Origin of the sequence: Mesorhizobium prunaredense (assembly GCF_900156895.1) — a bacterium.
GTDB classification, from domain to species: domain Bacteria; phylum Pseudomonadota; class Alphaproteobacteria; order Rhizobiales; family Rhizobiaceae; genus Mesorhizobium; species Mesorhizobium prunaredense.
In genome coordinates this window covers 299,304-317,387 of the sequence record NZ_FTPD01000023.1, presented here as the reverse complement: position 1 = coordinate 317,387, position 18,084 = coordinate 299,304, and the positions used below count along the sequence as shown (strand labels likewise).

Annotated in this window: 18 protein-coding genes and 4 pseudogenes; 8 read left to right on the top strand and 14 right to left on the bottom strand. The window is 59.7% G+C overall.

Annotated features, from left to right (window positions below; all coding sequences use genetic code 11):
• Positions 1–98 precede the first annotated feature (98 nt).
• Positions 99–1,025 carry an ABC transporter substrate-binding protein gene (locus tag BQ8794_RS19225; RefSeq protein ID WP_077380225.1) on the top strand — a complete coding sequence of 309 codons (927 nt, stop codon included), beginning with the start codon at positions 99–101 and terminating at the stop codon, positions 1,023–1,025.
• A gap of 335 nt (positions 1,026–1,360) precedes the next feature.
• Here BQ8794_RS19225 and BQ8794_RS19220 read toward each other — a convergent pair whose 3' ends face one another.
• The 10 genes from BQ8794_RS19220 to BQ8794_RS36615 all read right to left on the bottom strand — a co-directional run bounded on the left by BQ8794_RS19220 (position 1,361) and on the right by BQ8794_RS36615 (position 10,290).
• Complete coding sequence (locus BQ8794_RS19220; RefSeq protein WP_077380223.1) at positions 1,361–2,416, bottom strand: lipocalin-like domain-containing protein; 1,056 nt, start codon at positions 2,414–2,416, stop codon at positions 1,361–1,363.
• Positions 2,406–4,814: an FtsX-like permease family protein gene (locus BQ8794_RS19215; RefSeq protein ID WP_174654481.1), complete on the bottom strand. Its 2,409-nt coding sequence runs from the start codon at positions 4,812–4,814 to the stop codon at positions 2,406–2,408. The genes BQ8794_RS19220 and BQ8794_RS19215 overlap by 11 nt, the downstream gene beginning before the upstream one ends.
• Positions 4,814–5,470, bottom strand: a complete 657-nt coding sequence (locus tag BQ8794_RS19210; RefSeq protein WP_077380221.1) for an ABC transporter ATP-binding protein — start codon at positions 5,468–5,470, stop codon at positions 4,814–4,816. Before BQ8794_RS19210 ends, BQ8794_RS19215 begins: the two co-directional genes overlap by 1 nt.
• Before the next feature lie 337 nt (positions 5,471–5,807).
• On the bottom strand, positions 5,808–5,993 hold the full coding sequence (locus BQ8794_RS19205; protein ID WP_077380219.1) for a DUF3606 domain-containing protein: 186 nt from the start codon (positions 5,991–5,993) through the stop codon (positions 5,808–5,810).
• Positions 5,994–6,123: 130 nt separating this feature from the next.
• On the bottom strand, positions 6,124–6,417 hold the full coding sequence (locus BQ8794_RS19200; RefSeq protein ID WP_077380217.1) for a DUF1488 family protein: 294 nt from the start codon (positions 6,415–6,417) through the stop codon (positions 6,124–6,126).
• Positions 6,418–6,430: 13 nt separating this feature from the next.
• Positions 6,431–6,766 carry a hypothetical protein gene (locus BQ8794_RS19195; RefSeq protein ID WP_244555026.1) on the bottom strand — a complete coding sequence of 112 codons (336 nt, stop codon included), beginning with the start codon at positions 6,764–6,766 and terminating at the stop codon, positions 6,431–6,433.
• A 132-nt stretch (positions 6,767–6,898) separates the two neighbouring features.
• Entirely contained in the window at positions 6,899–7,021 is a 123-nt protein-coding gene (locus BQ8794_RS37070) for a hypothetical protein (RefSeq protein ID WP_258122430.1), read from the bottom strand.
• A 904-nt stretch (positions 7,022–7,925) separates the two neighbouring features.
• Positions 7,926–8,141 (bottom strand): hypothetical protein, encoded by a 216-nt coding sequence (locus BQ8794_RS19185; protein ID WP_143744614.1) that lies wholly within the window; start codon positions 8,139–8,141, stop codon positions 7,926–7,928.
• Between the two features lie 726 nt (positions 8,142–8,867).
• Positions 8,868–10,058, bottom strand: coding sequence for an NADH-quinone oxidoreductase subunit D (locus tag BQ8794_RS19180; protein ID WP_077380213.1), 1,191 nt, complete (start codon positions 10,056–10,058; stop codon positions 8,868–8,870).
• 73 nt (positions 10,059–10,131) lie between these two features.
• Complete coding sequence (locus BQ8794_RS36615; RefSeq protein WP_244555025.1) at positions 10,132–10,290, bottom strand: hypothetical protein; 159 nt, start codon at positions 10,288–10,290, stop codon at positions 10,132–10,134.
• A 604-nt stretch (positions 10,291–10,894) separates the two neighbouring features.
• Between BQ8794_RS36615 and BQ8794_RS19170 the strand changes: the two are divergent.
• The 3 genes and pseudogenes from BQ8794_RS19170 to BQ8794_RS19160 form a co-directional block, all read left to right on the top strand.
• Positions 10,895–11,254: pseudogene (locus BQ8794_RS19170) on the top strand (protein-L-isoaspartate O-methyltransferase family protein); the annotation flags it as partial.
• A gap of 663 nt (positions 11,255–11,917) precedes the next feature.
• A pseudogene (locus BQ8794_RS34905) lies at positions 11,918–12,042 on the top strand (IS6 family transposase); the annotation flags it as partial.
• Between the two features lie 298 nt (positions 12,043–12,340).
• Positions 12,341–12,778, top strand: a complete 438-nt coding sequence (locus tag BQ8794_RS19160; protein WP_077380209.1) for a hypothetical protein — start codon at positions 12,341–12,343, stop codon at positions 12,776–12,778.
• A 121-nt stretch (positions 12,779–12,899) separates the two neighbouring features.
• On the opposite strand, the pseudogene BQ8794_RS19155 reads toward BQ8794_RS19160, so the two are convergent.
• Positions 12,900–13,155 (bottom strand): annotated as a pseudogene (locus BQ8794_RS19155) (hypothetical protein).
• A gap of 536 nt (positions 13,156–13,691) precedes the next feature.
• Here BQ8794_RS19155 and groES point away from each other — a divergent pair.
• From groES to BQ8794_RS19140, 4 genes and pseudogenes are all read left to right on the top strand, one after another.
• A complete protein-coding gene (groES, locus tag BQ8794_RS19150; protein WP_077380207.1) occupies positions 13,692–14,006 on the top strand; it encodes a co-chaperone GroES in 315 nt (104 codons plus the stop codon).
• A gap of 50 nt (positions 14,007–14,056) precedes the next feature.
• Complete coding sequence (groL, locus tag BQ8794_RS19145) at positions 14,057–15,700, top strand: chaperonin GroEL (RefSeq protein WP_077380205.1); 1,644 nt, start codon at positions 14,057–14,059, stop codon at positions 15,698–15,700.
• 42 nt (positions 15,701–15,742) lie between these two features.
• Positions 15,743–15,817 (top strand): annotated as a pseudogene (locus BQ8794_RS37430) (NADH-quinone oxidoreductase subunit D-related protein); the annotation flags it as partial.
• 49 nt (positions 15,818–15,866) lie between these two features.
• The gene (locus tag BQ8794_RS19140) at positions 15,867–16,232 is read left to right on the top strand and encodes a 4a-hydroxytetrahydrobiopterin dehydratase (RefSeq protein WP_077380203.1); all 366 of its coding nucleotides are present in this window, start codon (positions 15,867–15,869) and stop codon (positions 16,230–16,232) included.
• A gap of 410 nt (positions 16,233–16,642) precedes the next feature.
• Here BQ8794_RS19140 and BQ8794_RS35690 read toward each other — a convergent pair whose 3' ends face one another.
• The 3 genes from BQ8794_RS35690 to BQ8794_RS34895 form a co-directional block, all read right to left on the bottom strand.
• Positions 16,643–16,816, bottom strand: a complete 174-nt coding sequence (locus BQ8794_RS35690) for a hypothetical protein (RefSeq protein ID WP_167378788.1) — start codon at positions 16,814–16,816, stop codon at positions 16,643–16,645.
• Complete coding sequence (locus BQ8794_RS19125; protein ID WP_077380197.1) at positions 16,813–17,298, bottom strand: Ros/MucR family transcriptional regulator; 486 nt, start codon at positions 17,296–17,298, stop codon at positions 16,813–16,815. Before BQ8794_RS19125 ends, BQ8794_RS35690 begins: the two co-directional genes overlap by 4 nt.
• 149 nt (positions 17,299–17,447) lie before the next feature.
• Positions 17,448–17,792 carry a hypothetical protein gene (locus tag BQ8794_RS34895; protein ID WP_143744613.1) on the bottom strand — a complete coding sequence of 115 codons (345 nt, stop codon included), beginning with the start codon at positions 17,790–17,792 and terminating at the stop codon, positions 17,448–17,450.
• Positions 17,793–18,084: the final 292 nt, after the last annotated feature.

Sequence of the window (18,084 nt, the reverse complement as noted above, 5' to 3'; positions counted from 1 at the left end):
TCTGTCAATGTGCCCGGCATCAGGGCCGTAGAACCGAACCGCATCTCGCCAGACAGAGGCCGGCGCCTGCGCCGGAAGTTTCAACGGAGGATATCGCCATGACTGACCAGGAACCTGCCGGCCTCGCCGATCTTCGGCTCGCGGGCGGCGCGCAGGGGTTCAACTGGCTTCCTGTCTTCGTCGCCGACGAACAGGGCCTTTTCGAAAAGCACGGCATCCGGATCGACTACAAGCGCATGGGCAGCGTCGAAAAGGCGACCGCGGCCGTTCTCGACGGCGAAGCGGATCTGGCGATTACGCCGCCGGAAGGCGCCGTTGCCGACTTCGTCCGGGGAGGAGAGTTGCGTATCGTTGCAGCCAACGCCGTGCGCCTGCCGATGTCGATCGTGGCGCGCCCGGGCATCGGCTCGCTTGCCGAACTGAGGGGCAAGAAAGTCGGCACGTCCTCGCTGACGGAGGGCACCGCGATCTACACGCAGATCATGCTGGCCGCGGCAGGGCTGCACTACCCCGGCGATTATGAGTTTGCCCTGGCCGGCATTCACACCAAGCGGTGGGAGGCGCTGCAGGCAGGCAAAATCGACTGCGCTCCGCAGCCCGCACCATGGAATTTCCTCGCGCAGGACAAGGGCTACAATCTGCTCGGGGAAGTCAGCGCCGCAATCCCCGAGGTCGTCTTCACCGCTGTCATCGGCAAGGCATCCTGGCTCGCAGCGAACCGCGATCTCGTGACCCGCTTCCTCAAGGCGCTGATCGAGGCGCATTCGGTCACGAATGAAGCGGCCAACCATCGCATCACCCTGCCGATCTTCCAGCGCATTACCACACCCGAAAGCGAATCCCTGGCGCGACGGGGCCTGGAATATATGCGTGGCATGGGCATGTGGCCGCAGGGCCTGGCCGTGCCAGACAAGGCGCTCAAGACGACGATCGACCTGATGGTCAGGGCGAACCTGCTCGACAAGTCGAAGTGCGATGCTGCCGAAGGCGTCTTCGACAAGCGCTATCTGGAAGGCGCCGCCTGATCATCAGCGGCCGGCGAAATCTTTTCGACCGGCAGGCGCACGATGTTGTCTTGTATCGTGAAGCCCTTGCTGATCGGATCGAGCGCGCTTTCAGGGAGGAGTAAAACGCGTGCTGCTCTTCCTCGCCTCTGAAATCACCTGGCGCGTGGAAAACGAGGGCCACGTTAAACTTCTTGATCAATTTCAAACGAAAGCGCTACCATTGTGCATAGATTTTTTAGCTATTTCAATGGTTCAAGTAGTTTTGGTAGCGGGAAGGGCGCTGGAAACTAACCTTCTCCATTTTCGGCAATTCGCCAACCGTCGCGATCTCGCGATTGAGCAGCGTCCTCCAGTCACTCATAGCCTGTCATCTCGAGATAGCCGCGCCCGGCATGGGTGCCCTCAAATCGGATCGGGCCTTCCCAATAGGGAAAGCGTGTGTCCATCCATGCTTCTGGGTTCAGCGTCCGGATGGTCACATCCACTCCGTTTTCCGGCAATTGCGCCCTCCAGCGGATCGGCACGCTACGTCCCGCGACTGCAGCCGTTTCGAGCGGCGTCACCCTTAGCGCGCCGGGGGCCTGCGGCTGCGGCCTGCCGTCGGCCTTGATCCATGTGGCCGATGTAAAGCCCGCGCCTCCGTCGCGTAGGCGAAAGCCCATCATCTTTTCGCCGCTGTCGAAATGCAAGGAGAACCAGTCCCACCCGGTCTGATCCTCAGCCAGCGGCTGCGAGGACCATTCGTGGTCCAACCACGCCTGACCGGACACCGCAATCACGCCCGCCGGAAGGGTCAGTGTACCGGTCACGTGGTAGAATGGTTGCGAGTAGTAATAGCTCGCCTGCCCCCTCTCGGATTTCACCGAGTAGCCCTGCACTCCCTGCGGCACCAGAGGGCCTTTGGCGTCCAGTGCCAGTTCGTAGGAAAACGCCTGTCCCGCCGCGTGCAGATCGAGCGCCGACAGCGCATCCGCCTCTGGCAGGGCCCGGCCTGCCATCTGCCAGTTGTCAATCCAGGCCGCAAAGGGTGCAGCCGAAACCCCCGCCTGGCCGATGCCGCCCCGTGCCAGCCGTTCGGCCACGAATTGGTGCGTTCGCGTCGTCAGCCCCGCATGGCCCATCCAAAGCTGCGGACTGGACCAGCCGGACCGCTCCACCGGGGCCAGGGCGGATCGGAAAAGAGTCCATTGCACGCCATAGTCCGCTCCATCCGCAGCTTGCAGGTTGGCCGTCAAATACCACCATTCGATCCGGTAACCGGGGTGCGGGCCGTGGTCTGCCGGAAAGTTGAATGCAGTCCCCGGCTGGGGCACTGAAAACCCGTCAGCCTCTGTGCCAAGCCCAGCAAAACCCTGGCCAAAGGCAGGTGCGGCCAAGCTCATGTAGATCAGCAATGCTCTAACGCTCATGTGCAAATACCTTCAGCAAATCCGATGGCGAAAGGCGCGCCAGCCGCCAAGCAGGCGCGGCGGCTGCAAGTCCGGCCGCCAGCAACGCGAGCGCCGCCAGCCGCGCCCAGTCACCGGGAAAAAGGTGCATCGGCAGACGCCAGCCAAAAGCCTCCACATTCACCACCGCCAGCAGAACAAAGGCGAGCCCGATACCTACAGGCAGAGCGGCCAGCATGGTCAAGCCTGCCAACAACAAGCCGCGCCAAAGCTCCAGCCATGCGAGGTGGCGGCGGGGCAGACCCATGGCACAGACCGGCGCCAGTTGCGGTAGGCGCATCCCCGACAGGGTCATGAGGCTCGCAAACATCGCCAGCCCCGCGACTCCCAGCGTCAGCACATTCAGCGCGGCTGTCACTCTGAATGTGCGCTCAAACACTTTGAGCGAAAAGACCTTGATCCCGGCCTGGTCAATTACGTTCTGCGCGGGCAGCCCGAATTCCGCCCGCAAACCCGCAGCCAGTGCTTCGGCCTTGCCGGGGGCAATCCGAATGGCATAGCGCAGGCGGGAGACGTCAGAATAGTGCTGGAGCAGTGTGTCGATCCCGATGATCACTTGGCCGATCGGGTTGCCATAGTCGGCATAGACGCCGACGATGCTGGCCCGCCAGCCACCAGGCAGCGTGATCTGGTCCCCCAAGCCCAACTCCTGGCGCCGCGCCAGTTGTTCGTTGATCAGGGCGCCGTCGCCTGTGGCGATCCGGTCCCACACCTCCGGCACTGCAGAGAGGATCGGCCAGTTGTCGCGATAGGTGGCATGATCGGCCACGCCGTATATTGCCGCGGGCTGGCCTGCGACCCGGCCCTCAATGCTCCAGATCGGCAGGACCGCGTCGCTGCGCTGGGCCAGCCAGTCGCGTATCGCCGTGGCCTCTGCTTCGGTGCGGGCGGTCACGTAAAGCTCTGAGGCGAGACGCTGATCGAGCCAGCCGGTGAAGGTCAGCCGAAAGCTCGACACCATCGTGCTGACGCCCACATTGACTGCCAGCGCAAGCAGCAGTGCCATTAGCGCCAATGACAGGCCGGGAAGCTGTTGACGCGTGTCGGCCCAAAACCATTCAGCCAATGGTCCACGCGCCAAGCGGCCGCCAAGGTGCAATATCCCCGTCAGCACGAGCGGCAGCGCCAGTGCCGCCCCCAACAGCAGTGCCGCCAGAAGCGCAAAGCCCGCCTCGAGGCCGGATCCGAAGTGTGCAATTCCCGCCGCCGTCAGCAGGAGCACCATCGCAGCCACGCCTTGCGCGCGCAGTGCCCGCTCCGAAGCCCGCGCCCAGGCCCGAGGCTGGGCCGCTGCAAGCAGCGGCAGGTGCCATAGCCGCCAGAGGCTCTGTGCGGCCGCCACCAGCGTGCCGATTACCGCGATGGCCAGCCCCGCTGCCCACACTGCGGGGCGGATCAACAGCGTTCCCGGCACATCGGCCCCGTAAAGCCCGCGCAGGGTGGCGGCGACGTCGGGCAAAAGGGCCGAGGCGACTACATAGCCAAGTGCCACGCCTACCAGCCCCGCGAGGAGGGCGAAGGTCAGCAGCTCGGCGATCAGCAAAAGGACCAGCACGCGGGCCGGCAAGCCCAGTGCGCGCAGCGTGCGAAACACCGGGCGGCGCTGTTCAAAAGCCAGACCGATGGCGGAATGCACGATGAAGAGCCCCACCGCAAAGGCAAGAAAACCGAAAGCCGTCAGGTTCAGGTGAAAACTGTCGGTCAGCCTGGCAAGATCCCCCGTTTCGCTCGGCTCGCGCAGGGTCAGGCCGGGGGCTGTCACCTCCAGAGGGGCGCGGCCAATCGGTTGGTCCGGCCAGAGCAAAAGACGAGAGATCTTGTCCTTTGCCCCAAGCAAGACCTGCGCCTGCCCGATGTCGGTGAGGACTGTGCCAGGCGGCAAACCCTCGGCCACGCGCACGGGAGGTGTTGCTTGCTCGGTTAGTCGTGTCGCGGTCTCCGGAGCTGCATAGAGCACACCGGGCGCCGTAATGAACGGCAGTAGCTCATCACCCACCGCAACATCCACCTGCTGCGCCTGCGGCGGCAAAGTCAGTGGGTCAATGCCAAGGACGCGCAACCGCACATCCCCAAACCGCATTTCACCTTCAATCACCGGCGAAGCCAGCCAGCCTGCTCGCCGCAGTCTCACAAACTCCTGTTGATCCATCCGGGCCCCGTCCTCACGCACTAGTTGCGCGAGCCGGTCCTGCCCAAGGATCGCCGCTGCACGGTCATAGCTCGCCCGCGCCTCACCGTTGATCGCCTGAACCGCTGACCACAGCGCCGTTGCCAGCGATAGCCCCAAAAGCAGCATCGCCAATTGGACAGGCCGCCTGCGCCAGTGAGACAAGAGCGCTGTCAGCCCGGTCCACACCATCACACCAGCCGGCCCGCGTGCAGGTGAACGCGGGCATTCAGCCGGTTTGCCAGACGGTTGGAATGGGTGACCATTAACAGGGCGGCACCCGTTTCAGCCACCAGCGACAGCATAAGATCGAGTACAGCGTCCCCTGTTGCCTCATCCAGATTGCCCGTGGGCTCATCAGCCAGAACCAGCCGGGGCCGGGCGGCCAAGGTCCGGCCGATCGCCACCCGCTGTTGCTGGCCGGCCGACAGTTGTTCAGGGTAGCGCGTGAGGACTTGGGCGAGGCCCAGCCGTTTGGCAAGGACTTTCAACCATGCCGGATCAGGGCGGCCAGCAAGCCGAGCCTGAAAGGCAAGGTTGGCCGCCACATCAAGCGAAGGGATCAGGTTGAACTGCTGGAACACAAGTCCGACTGTTCCCCGCCGCAGGGCGGCAAGGGCTGTATCGTTCAGCCCCACAATATTGGTACCGCCAAGGTGGATTTCTCCCGCATCAGGGCTGTCGAGCCCTGCAACGAGGTGCAAAAGCGTGCTCTTGCCGCTGCCAGACTCGCCGGTCAGCGCAAGGCTCTTGCCCGCCTCCAGCGAAAGATCGATCCCGTTCAGAACATGCAACGGCCCCTCGCCAGTGGGGTAGAATTTGTCGATCTGGTGCAGCCTCAGCAGCATGCTACTCCCCGGAGGTCCGCGTGCATCTGACACGGCATGCCCGTGAAATAGCGCCAAACAACGACCCCTTTCATACAGCCTCCAAACCCACTGCCTTAATTGGACAATGGTTTTTTCAGAGGGCTCGCGTTTTGCATCTAACGCGACCTCCACTTGGAATTCGATGTACAATTACGATCTAGAGCGGTTCTCAGCCAGGCGGGATAGGCGTTGACCGTACCGTCGCAACTCACTCTCCAAACGGAACTGGAGCGCCGCCTTCAATTCCTGATTATGCCTGCAGCCTGGTCGCACTCAGGCGTGCTTGGCTCTATGCCAGCCCCACGGCAATACACGATCAAACCTTTCGGGCAACGAGTTCCTCTTCGATCTTTGCGCGGTTGTTTCCGTACTTTTTTACCAGCCTGAGGGCATCAGCCCGTTCGAGATGGTGCTTCTTCATGAGGTACCCGACTTCATAGTCTTCGCCACCGTCGACCCGTGCTCTGTCTTGCGGACCACGCTTTGACTTGTCGTCTGCCATGACAACCTCCGTGGGCGATCGCCTCGCCCAAACCTGTCAAGGATAATCCTCTAATCGACGGGGACAAGGACGTAGTCCCCAACCATGTCGAAACCGCACAACTCCGCGGTCGCAGGGATAAGCCGATCCCTTACGGGAACGCTTTGCTCGTCCGCTGTTCGAAGCGTTGAGGTCTTCTGGGCTGGTACACGTTCTTGCGGCCGTGGGAGTAAACTTTCCGCGCGACATCACGAATGGAGTCCGGTGATGCATCGAAGGTCGCCAAATAACCCGCTTCGGCTGTGGCTGCTTCCGGTTTTGCGTTCGCGAGCGCTTCGATCTCAATCAAGAACAGCATTTCAAACATGCCATTGTGGCCGAGAAAATGGAGGTATTGTCCGGCCTCGTCGTAGCTGCGGCTTCGGTTCGGAAAAGTCAGCGCCAAGGTTGAACATACCTCAAGCCGTTAAGAACCGCGTAGCGAACGTCTGTTGCAGGCTCGCGGCCTTGCGTCTCTTCGCATTGTGCGCGTTCAGAATTATCATTCTGGTAGTGGCATCTGTTTTGCTGAGCCCAGCCCTGGATCGGCTTCCCATATCTGCCGGTGCCCCGGTGAAGACGTGATAGATCGTCCATGACCCGTCCGGCTCTACGCGCCGGCCGTAGTGATAATTCATATCGTATCGATCCGAGGCTCCGCCTTCGTTCTCCCAAATGCTGGTATCAACAGCATCGCGAATGCTGATATCAACAGCATCGCGATTTTCGCGGGCTTTGTCGTTGGTGTCGTTCATGGCGGTGCACCTCTTGGGTGGGATAATCAAAGATCCCTATGGTAGAACTAGACCAGCGGCCTCCAGCGAAGCCCGCGCTCTAGAAGCGCCACTCCAGGACGTTTGGCCGCCAGTCGCTACTGACGTCTGGACTTACCAGGTGATGCCGAAAAGCGTCAAATAGACGATGATGCCTATGGCAATCGTGACCGACGCTCTTACGAATAAGCTCTTGTAGTCGTAAAGGTAAACCTGAGCAGGGATATAGGTTTTCACAGCGGCCTCCTTTGTTTTGTTATTTTTTCGGCCAGAAAATCACCCTATCACACAAAGAGCATCCATAATAGTTTTTTTGGAGCTTTCCTGGCGGAAGCGGCTTGGCGGCCAAAACAGGGCATTCGGCAGCTAGCGGTTCTCCAGACAAGCGGCAGTTAAACCGCAATTGGCGCATACCGTTCGTGTATCGTTCTTTTGGCCATGCTTGCTATCGCGGCGTCACAGGCTCTCGACCCGCCAACTCCCCAAATCATCGATTTTGAAAGGGCTGCGTCGCTTCGCGAGCGCAATAATCTGCTCTTTCCAGGGATATGCAAATGAACACCCGCACAAAGCACACGACCGTGAAATTCACGGCACGATTCTCGCTGGGAGGCGTCGATGAGTTTCAGCAGCCGGGCGATTATACCACGAGGACGACGACTGGATCGACGGGATTTCCTGGCTCGCCTACCGGCGTGTCGCCACCTTCATCCATATTCCCGCCGTCTCCTCGACTCTCTATCTCGCGAGCCAGCTTGTGGGTATCGACCATTACGAACTCGAAGCTGCGTTAGAGCAGGATCAGGAACAGGCGCTAGGCACAATCAGGAGGATCCAGCAATGAACGTTCATCGTTTCGCCGTCGGGCGGTCGGTCAGATGCTATGGTCAAAAAGATAGCCAAGGCCGCACATACTAGTGAGCGGCGAGACGAGAAACCATCGGGACAGAAGTAATGTCTGGATCTTTCGAGAAGGGGTATTTGGACGGTTGTAAGACGGTTTCGCCCGGCATCCTACCCGGCATCCCAAGCCACTCCATCCCCGCAGGCAAGACCGAATACCAAGCCGGGTTTGACCGAGGCGTTGAAGATGCGAAGGAACGGAAGCGGCCTACCAAACCCAAGTAGGCCCGCCATTCCCCTACGGCTGGGTAGCGTGGCAACCCCGCATCATCCGGCTAATCAGGTGTTTGTCGGCGTTCTCTTGGCCGGTGAGTTCGCGCACCAGATTCTTGGCGTGCTGAATCCTGTGCGCTTTGGTTACCCGTCCTTCCTCGACCGAAGCCTCGAAGGCATCGCACAGAATGTCAAAGTCGTGAGCGGAGATAAATCCGTCTGAGCGGCTGTCGTTTTCCATCACATAACTCCCATAGGGGGCGGGAGTACGATCTACGCTCTCAAGCGCCAGCGCCCGTTCAGTGGCCAGCGACATTAGGACTGTACGCTTTCGACAATCCGTTAGCGAGTCATTATGTGCCGGCATGTCACCGGTATTGGTGAATCCATTCGCTGGGAAGGCACAAAAAAACCCGCTTTCCAGAGGGGATGTTTGAAAGCGGGTTCGTAGCCACCGGACGCGGCGGGGGGCCCGCCCGGTCTCTATCCACATATGCGCGAAGTGTTGGTTCCACGGCTGGGTAGCGTTTGGCTCGCGTCTAGCCTTCCACACTCTGCAAGCCGCGCCGATGGCGCTTGCAAGGACGACGGGAGAACACCATCTAAAGGTTGATAGCGAACAAGCTGGAAACGTCGGTTCGAGTCCGGCGGCCCCGACCAATCGGGGTTTCGTCTAAGGGGTTAGGACGCCACACTTGATAAACGCCGCTTCCTTCCGGTCGAGCGGCGTTTTCGTATCTTCAAAAGCGAACGAACGGCCCGCCTTGTGAAAGGGCGAGCCGTTCTTTTCGGATTTGTCATTCCCTGACGGCTGGGTAGGGTCAACTTGGCCTGCTGCCTGTCCACTGAACCGGCAGCAAGCCAGAGAGACCCACCCGGCGGGGCATTTTGTGCGCGACTTCGATAAACCACGGATGATCCTGCGATTGTAGGCCTATCTTCCAGCAGCCGAGATGTGCAACTCGGCTTAACGATCGATCTCTCCGAACACGATGTCGAGCGAACCAATGATCGCGGAGACATCGGCGATCATGTGGCCCCGACACAAGAAATCCATTGCCTGCAGATGGGCGAAGGAGGGTGCGCGGATCTTGCACCGGTACGGAACATTGCTGCCATCGGAAATCAGATAAACGCCGAACTCACCCTTCGGTGCTTCGACCGCAGCGTATACCTCTCCGGCGGGCACGCGATGCCCTTCCGTGTAAAGTTTGAAATGATGGATCGTCGCTTCCATCGAGCGTTTCATCTCGGCACGCGACGGTGGCGTGATCTTTTGATTTGGAAGTGCGACCGGCCCCCGGCCTTCCGGTGAACGCAGCTTTTCCAGACATTGCTTCATGATCCGAACCGATTGGCGCATTTCCTCCATGCGGACGAGATAGCGGTCATAGCAGTCCCCGTTCTTGCCGATGGGAATGTCGAAATCCATCTCGGGGTAACATTCATATGGCTGCGCCTTGCGCAAATCCCAAGCGGCGCCCGATCCGCGCACCATGACGCCTGAGAAGCCCCAAGCCCAGGCATCGTCGAGGCTGATCACGCCTATGTCGACGTTGCGCTGCTTGAAGATACGGTTGTCTGTGAGCAGCACTTCGAGATTGTCGCAGACCTTGAGGAACGGGTCACAGAAATCCCAGATGTCGTCCAGAAGTTTCGGAGGCAGATCCTGATGCACGCCGCCGACCCGGAAATAATTCGCGTGCATGCGGGCGCCGGAAGCGCGCTCGTAGAAGACCATCAGCTTCTCGCGCTCGGCAAAACCCCAGAGCGGCGGGGTGAGTGCACCGATATCCATGGCTTGCGTGGTAACATTGAGGAGGTGCGACAGAAGCCGGCCGATTTCGCAAAAAAGGACACGGATGAGCTGTCCGCGCCGCGGAACCGATATTTCAAGCAGCTTCTCGGCGGCGAGGCAGAACGCATGCTCCTGATTCATCGGCGCGACGTAGTCGAGCCGGTCGAAATAGGGCAGGGCCTGCAGATAGTTCTTGTGCTCTATGAGCTTCTCGGTCCCGCGATGGAGCAGGCCGATATGCGGATCGACGCGCTTGACGACCTCGCCATCGAGTTCAAGCACGAGCCGCAAGACACCATGCGCGGCCGGATGCTGCGGTCCGAAATTGATGGTGAAGTTGCGAATTGCGGCCTCGGCCATGGCAATCCTTCCGGCCTCGTAGTTCGCAGTCGATCTCGAATGCCCGATGCAAAGTGCGGCGCCTGACCGACGATCAAATCAAGTCGTCGTCTGGGCCATCGTCACCGATGTTGGCAGCGACCACATGCGACGAATCCAGCCCGACCGCTGCCGACACCGACACGGCAGGTGGCGTCACATCGATCGAACTTTGCAGAACATACAACTCTTCCGAGCTCGTTTGGGTAATCACGGCATCGACCTCCGATTTAATTTTCCGGAGACAAATCCTCGATGTCGATGACCGCTACGCTCGTGAAGTCTGGTCACACAAAGTTGCCGGAGCCTGGGTTACATCTGGGGGAAGTTGCGCGCCCGGGGATTGAGCGTAAACTGGCGACGCCACGCCAAGTGCCAAGAGGACGGCGATTGTCGTCAGCATGCGCATGATCTTTCCGTTCCCGTTTGCTCGAAGGAGGATCATCTTGATGGCAACAAAGAGTATCCCTTAGTTGTGGCCCTCGGCTGCTACAGATGTGGCCAAATGGTGAAAGCCGTGCCTCGGAGCTGTTGCCTTGGACATGTAAATCGTGAGACCGGTAATTTTGCTGGGGTAGTGTCTACAGGGATTGGCAGCAAGGTCCGATGCAACACGGTCGTTTTCGTCATGGACGCGACGATCGAATGGATTACCTCGATCAAGGGGCGGAATTTACCCCAGCAAAATTACCGGTCTCCCCCCGAGGATGGGCCGAACGCCTTGCCAGGAAACTCAGGCTCTGATGAGATAGCAGGGCTCCGAAAGCTCACGGCTTCGGAGCAGGTAAGGTACCGATCCGCATCGGCGCCGCTCCATTCAAGCCGCAATCCTCGCGGAACTCGCCGGGCAAGTTTGGAGCGTCGAAATCATCGAGGAATTCGCAGGCCATGCCGAGGCTCTCCTGCAAGGCCTCGGCTCCTCCAATGTCGGCATTCGTGTCGGAGACGGGTCTCGCGGCTGGCCTGAGCACGCCCCATTCGACAAGATCCTGGTCACCGTGGCGGCTGAGCGGACGCCGCCTGCTTTGCTTGAGCAGCTCAAGCCAGGGGGGCGCCTGGTTCTGCCTGTGGGATCTGAAGAAGTGCAGTTGCTGACGGTCATCGACAAGGATGCGGCAGGGCAACTCGAGACTCGGAAACTCATCCCGGTTCGCTTCAGTCGGCTCGAAACGGTCTAATGAGGGGTGCGGCTGCGCGGAGCCGTGCTGGAAGATCTAACGCGCGCCGCATCGATCACACGGGGCGCTGGATGGCATCGCCGATCTTTTGACATCCATGCCGCAACGCTACCCGTCGAGCACGCCTGCAGCCGCCGGTCGCAGCCGCTGGCGATCATGCCGGCGCGGTCGTATTGCGCGCTTCTCAAAGACCCTTATCCAGCCTACTGTGTGCCTACCAGAGGGCAAATGGGTCGCTCATCTGGGAAATGACGGCCAAAGGCTCAAGGAATTCGCCCAGTGGCCAACACATAGCGGGCAGGAGGTAACGATGGATCTCAAGGACAGGCGCCTCTGGTACGGCGTGGTGGCCGTGATCGTGGTATTGGTCGTGATTGCGTATGCGGCTGGTTGGTTTGGCGGCACACCGATACCAGCGCCGCAGCAGTGAGAGCGATCGTCATTCTCGCTTGGCGGCAGCTGACTGCTCAGTCTCTAAAGGTCCAAGGAAGGGACACCTGATTGGCTGTTTCGCTGGTTCGGCTACCATCCTGACGACGGACAGCCTGGACCGTTTTTGAGATGGCTTCCGCTCAATTTGTTGGACGGACCGGTCCTTGGATCGCGCGCAATCCGCAACATTCCGCCATTGGGCCGGGTATCTTCGATAGTGGTTTCGACGCGGACAAACTGCGATCCTACGGAGTTGCCAGGCGCCAGGTCGTGGCGGAAGTCGTACACTGGAGCCACAAGGGCCTAACGACCGGGCGGAGAACTCGCATCGGTCCGGCCTTCGGCGGTTTCGAAGCTAAACTGCCACTCCCTTGATCCCGCTGCCCGGCCAGCAATGGAGCCGGGCTACTCCAGCACAGACTCTGCCCGTCGGTCACCTCGATCGGCACGGACTCCAGACCAATATCGTCGAGCAGCCGCGCATTTGACCGCGTTCGCCAAATTAATGGCCGGATCTTTGCGAAGCCTCACATCTGCGTGAACGAAGCCCTCCAGCATCATCGTGATTGGACCTCACGATCCGTTGGAGTCACCCTGGCCTCACGTATAAGTAGGAAATGGGTGGACCAACTATCGTCCGAATAGGAGGCCAAAATGAAACACCAGACGATCGAGCACTTGCAGATCGTCGCCGAGGTCGATCAGGCCTACCCGCGCCAGGCCATGTCGCGCAGCGAACGTCTTGAACGCTGGGCGGAGCTCCTTGAACGGAACCCTGACCGGCGCCTCTCGACGCTGCACCAGACCGAGTACCAGCCGGTTAGAGCACGCGGGGCCATGCGCGGCGACGGCTCGCCGATCTCAGTCGCTTTCGAGGATCCTGTTCTCCGCGCCGCCGGGTTGGAAAACGACAACTACGGCGAAGCGAAGCGGTTCTTCGAACTGACCGACAGGCAATTGCATGAGATCATCTGCTATTGCCATTTCGGCGCGACGGTGACCGCCGCAACGGCCGCCCGTCACATCCGTGCGGCGATTGCCGGGAGACAGCCCGGCATGTTCGCTCGGATGCGTGAGGCGTTCGTCGGATAAGCCGGCGACGCTTCGCGGCATCATTGTTGAAGCGGGCTCGCATTGAAAGCCGCCGCCGCAGCGCAGGCAAGCGCTCCCCACGCGGGAAGGCTGCGTTGCATGAGCGATGGTGCGGTCATGATTATCCAAGGTCCTTTTCGAGAGCGGCGTCAACTGCTGGGCTGAGCTGCACCATCTGTTGCGCCGAACTCTGCAGGGCGATTGCCGGCAGGTGAATGAACGCGCCGACGCGTCGCCAGGCAAGCCTGGAGCATCCCCTCAATCGATTCCTCGTCGTGATCGACGCGGTAATCTCCGGCAGGTTGCGGCGCCTCAAAACCCGGCAGCCGGAACGCGGATGAAAAGTGAACGACGGTCTGCGTGGTGCGACTGGCCATGGGTGCGGCTTTCCGCAGGAGCACGCCGACGCCCCTCCTGCATCTTTTCCATCCGAACCGGAAAGGTCCCAATGCTGCCAGTACATCCGTGGTCAACGCCGTGGTTCAAAGGCTCGAACAGAGCGACATGCGCGCCGAATAAGCGCTATACATTCGCTGTCGGAAAATTCGGTGCTTCATGGCGGGTCGAAGGTCGCGGACCTATGTCGATCGGGACCGCGAAAGCCAATTCGGCCAAATCCACGCAATCTATATACATGTCTCGATGCACATTCAATCAAGGCTCAATAGGTTTGGTTCGTAATTGCGGATTAATATAGTCTGTTGTCGGCAAAATTAAGAGGGATGAATTACAATAAAATTGCTTATTGCTCCGCTTTTCGGACGGCCAAAAGCGCCGGTAACAACGACTGATTTACATTTCAAATATTTTCGGCTTGAGGAATTAAATATTTGGCACTCCTATCATTCGAGTGCCAAAGGGGCTATGTTAAGTGTTGCAGTCGCTCTATGTGCGGCGGCAGAAAGAACCCCCAATGAAATTCCGGCCACTCCACGACCGCGTCGTCATTCGGCGCGCGGAAAGCGATACCAAATCCAAGGGCGGGATCATTATTCCCGACACCGCCAAGGAAAAGCCTCAGGAAGGCGAAGTGATCGCCGTTGGGCCCGGCTCGCGTGACGAGAGCGGCAAGCTGATCCCGCTCGACGTCAAGGCCGGCGATCTCATCCTGTTCGGCAAATGGTCCGGCACCGAGGTCAAGATCGACGGCGAGGATCTCCTGATCATGAAGGAGAGCGACATTTTGGGCATCGTCGAGAAGACCAAAGCGGCCGAGAAAGCCGCCTGACCGGGCGATTTCCGATCCCGCAATTTCAAGACTGAACTGGACGTAAAATCATGTCTGCCAAGGAAATCAAATTCGCTACCGATGCCCGCGACCGGATGCTTCGCGGCGTCGAAATTCTGAACAACGCCGTCAAGGTGACGCTCGGCCCCAAAGGCCGCAATGTCGTCATCGACAAGGCCTATGGCGCGCCGCGCATCACCAAGGATGGTGTCGCCGTCGCCAAGGAAATCGAGCTTGCCGACAAGTTCGAGAACATGGGCGCCCAGATGGTGCGCGAAGTGGCCTCGAAGACCAACGACCTTGCTGGTGACGGCACGACGACAGCCACGGTGCTGGCCGCTTCCATCCTGCGCGAAGGTGCCAAATTCGTTGCCGCGGGCATGAACCCGATGGATCTCAAGCGCGGCATCGACCTTGCTGTGGCTGCCGTGGTGAAGGACATTCAAGCCAGGGCCAGGAAAGTCAAATCTTCGGACGAGATCGCCCAGGTTGGTACGATCGCCGCCAATGGCGACGCGTCGGTCGGCGCCATGATCGCCAAGGCGATGAACAAGGTCGGCAATGAGGGCGTGATCACCGTCGAAGAAGCCAAGACAGCCGAAACCGAACTCGATGTCGTCGAAGGCATGCAGTTCGACCGTGGCTATCTCTCGCCCTATTTCGTCACCAATGCCGAGAAGATGCGCGCGGAGCTGGAGGACCCTTACGTTCTCATCCATGAGAAGAAGCTCGGCAATTTGCAGGCGTTGCTGCCGATCCTCGAAGCTGTGGTGCAAAGCGGTAAGCCGCTGCTGATCATCTCGGAAGACGTCGAAGGCGAGGCGCTGGCGACGCTGGTCGTCAACAAGCTGCGCGGCGGCCTCAAGGTCGCAGCCGTCAAGGCGCCAGGCTTCGGTGACCGGCGCAAGGCGATGCTGGAAGACATTGCCGTGCTCACCGCCGGCCAGATGATTTCCGAGGATCTCGGCATCAAGCTCGAAAACATCACGATCGACATGCTCGGGCGGGCTAAGCGCGTGCTCATCGAGAAGGATACGACCACGATCATCGACGGCGCCGGCGAGAAAGCCACCATCCAGGCGCGTGTCCAGCAGATCAAGTTGCAGATCGAGGAAACCACCTCGGATTACGACAAGGAGAAACTCCAGGAGCGGCTGGCGAAGCTGGCTGGCGGCGTTGCGGTCATTCGCGTCGGTGGCGCGACCGAGTCCGAGGTCAAGGAAAAGAAGGACCGCATCGATGATGCGCTGAACGCCACTCGTGCAGCCGTGGAAGAAGGCATCGTTGCCGGCGGCGGTGTTGCGCTTTTGCGCGCCAAGGCAGCTTTGACTGAGCTTACTGGCGCGAATGCTGACATGACGGCAGGTATTTCGATTGTGCTGAGAGCACTTGAAGCGCCGATCCGCCAGATTGCCGAGAATTCCGGCGTTGAAGGTTCGATCGTCGTCGGCAAGCTCTCCGACAGCAAGGATCACAATCAGGGCTTCGACGCCCAGAACGAAGTCTATGTCGACATGATCAAGGCCGGTATCGTCGACCCCGCCAAGGTCGTTCGGACGGCCCTGCAGGATGCCGGCTCGATTGCCGCGCTCCTGATCACCGCTGAAGCAATGATCGCGGACATTCCGCAGAAGGTTTCGCCCGCTATGGGTGGCGCAGGAGGTATGGGCGGCATGGGCGGAATGGACTACTGAGCGGCGCCTGAGACTATAGCCAGGACGACGGAAGGCCAGCGACGCGGGCACATGCGAGCCGATATCTCGGCGATCATCGGTTCGCTCGACATCGTGTTCGGGGAGATCGATCGATAGGCTCGTCGCTGTCGTATTTGCTGCTAAAAATGGTCCTGGAGACAAGAACATGACCGACACTCTTGCCGAGAAAACATGTACGCCTTGTCGCGGCGGCGTCCCGCCGCTCACGCGTGATGAAGCCCAACGCTTCCAGGCTCAGGCTCCTGATTGGGAGCTGGGTGACGATGCCCACCGCATCCAGCGGAGCTTTCGATGCCGCAATTTCGGGGACGCGCTCGCCCTTGTTCAGGAGATCGGTGAGCTCGCCGAAACCGAGGGCCATCACCCCGACATCAGCTTCGGCTGGGGTTATGTGACGGTTTCCCTGAGCACCAAGAAGATCAAAGGACTGCACGAGAACGATTTCATCATGGCGAGCAAGATCGACCGGGTGTTCGATCGCTCGGGCCGGCCCCTCGACCGCCAGCGGTGACACGGCAAATCCATTGCCAATCAAGCGAGGTCGTTATGCCACACATCCGAACCGACAATCAGCCCGTAACTCAGATCACGGTTATCGAGCCCGAGCCGGGAAGCAGGCCCAAACTCCTATATGCTTAGCGCAATGCATAGGTGGTTTCATGGCGCAGTTCTGCCGATTTGTTAACGTGGATACACAGACCATCGTTTGGGTGAACCCCGAACAAATTCGGTTTATGCGACCGGACGCGACACATACGATTACGCACATAATCTTCGATGAGGGACATACCCTCAAGGTCGACGGAACTATCGAAAGCACCATGAAGGCCCTCAAAGATGCCGACCGGACCTAAAGGCCAGAAGCGCCCAGTCATTGCGCGGTCGCGGAAATAGACCTGTCGGCAAGAGCGGGCGGCTTAGTCATTCAACGTCAGGAGCGTGTCGGCTGCTGCCGTTGTTTCGATCTTTGGCGCGGTTTACCTTTTCACGGAAAGCAGCCAGTAGATCAGCCGGGGCATCTAGGTCATTGATCGAAGCGAAGAAGGCAGCAACCATCGCGGCTAATTGATCGTCCGCCTTGCCGTTGTCGTTCATCCTGGGCAGTGGCTGCCGCTCCATTTGTTCCATCTCCAGCGTGGAAACTTAGCAGGCACCTTCTCGACAGGCGCGGCAGCCTTGCGGCCTAGCCCAATAGACTTCGCCAGTTCCGAGCGCTGGGCGGCGTAGTTGGGCGCCGTCATAAGGTAGTCCCCCGGCAAGTCCCACTTGCTTCGAAATTCGGCGGGGGTCATGCCATGGTGGGTGGCTAGATGCCGCTTGAGCGATTTGAATTTCTTGCCGTCTTCAAGGCAGGTAATGAAGTCTGGGGTAACCGATTTCTTCGGATTGACGGCGGGGACGAGCGGCCGCTGTTCAACTATCGTCGGCTGGCTAAGATTCGAAAGCGACGAGTGAACTGATGCTATCAGATCCGGCAGTCCAGCGACGGGCACCGAGTTGTTGCTCACGAACGCAGCTACAACATCGGCAGTAAGTTCAGCTAGCTCGGCAGCGCGACGGTCGGCTTCTTCGGTCAATTCATCAAATCCTTTTGCTGTTCCTAACCGAGACTAGGCGAGGCGTTGGTGGACGTCGTGCTCGGCTCGGCGCCGTGCCATGACTGCCTGCTGTTTAACACGCAGTTGTGTCGTGGCGGTATGCGGTAGTAGCGGCCACTTCCGGAAAGCTAGAAGCCCCGCTTCTTCAGGGTTTTTCGCTGAGGGAAGCGTAGCGGCGACATCGACGGGTGATCCGCAGGGGAGGGAGCAGCGTCAGAGGCCAGCGATGCGGCTTGCTCGGCACGAGACGACGGCAGGCCACCCTCACCAAGCCACTCGTCGTAGTGATGGTCTAAGGCCAACAACAACTCGTCTGGCTTATCCATGCCGCTTCGGAATAACTCGATGATGTGACGGCCAATACGCTCCCTGGCCGGATCGCCAACTGCTATCCCAGCCTGATGGCAATATTCGTCCACCACTGTGGCCAGCATTGAAAGCTGCGTTGGATCCGCTACCCGGTTGAAGCTCAAATCGCTTCTCCCTTGTTGGGCGAAAGCGTGATCGACTCTTCCAATCGCCGGCTTGCCATGAAGGTCACGGCGACCCGCCGCATATAGTGTGTCGGTTCCGTACATACGAGTCGATTCTACCTGCGCTGCCCGTTTAATAACTCGGCGCCAATTCGCGCCTACCTCGTCGTGAACGCTGGCCTGATCGCGGGTTATCAAACTAGGTCCAGATGATAAAAAAACCCGCTGCCGGAGGGGGAGGGCAGCGGGTTTGATTTAAGCTCACCACAGGGGGGCGTGGTTAGCTTGGCAC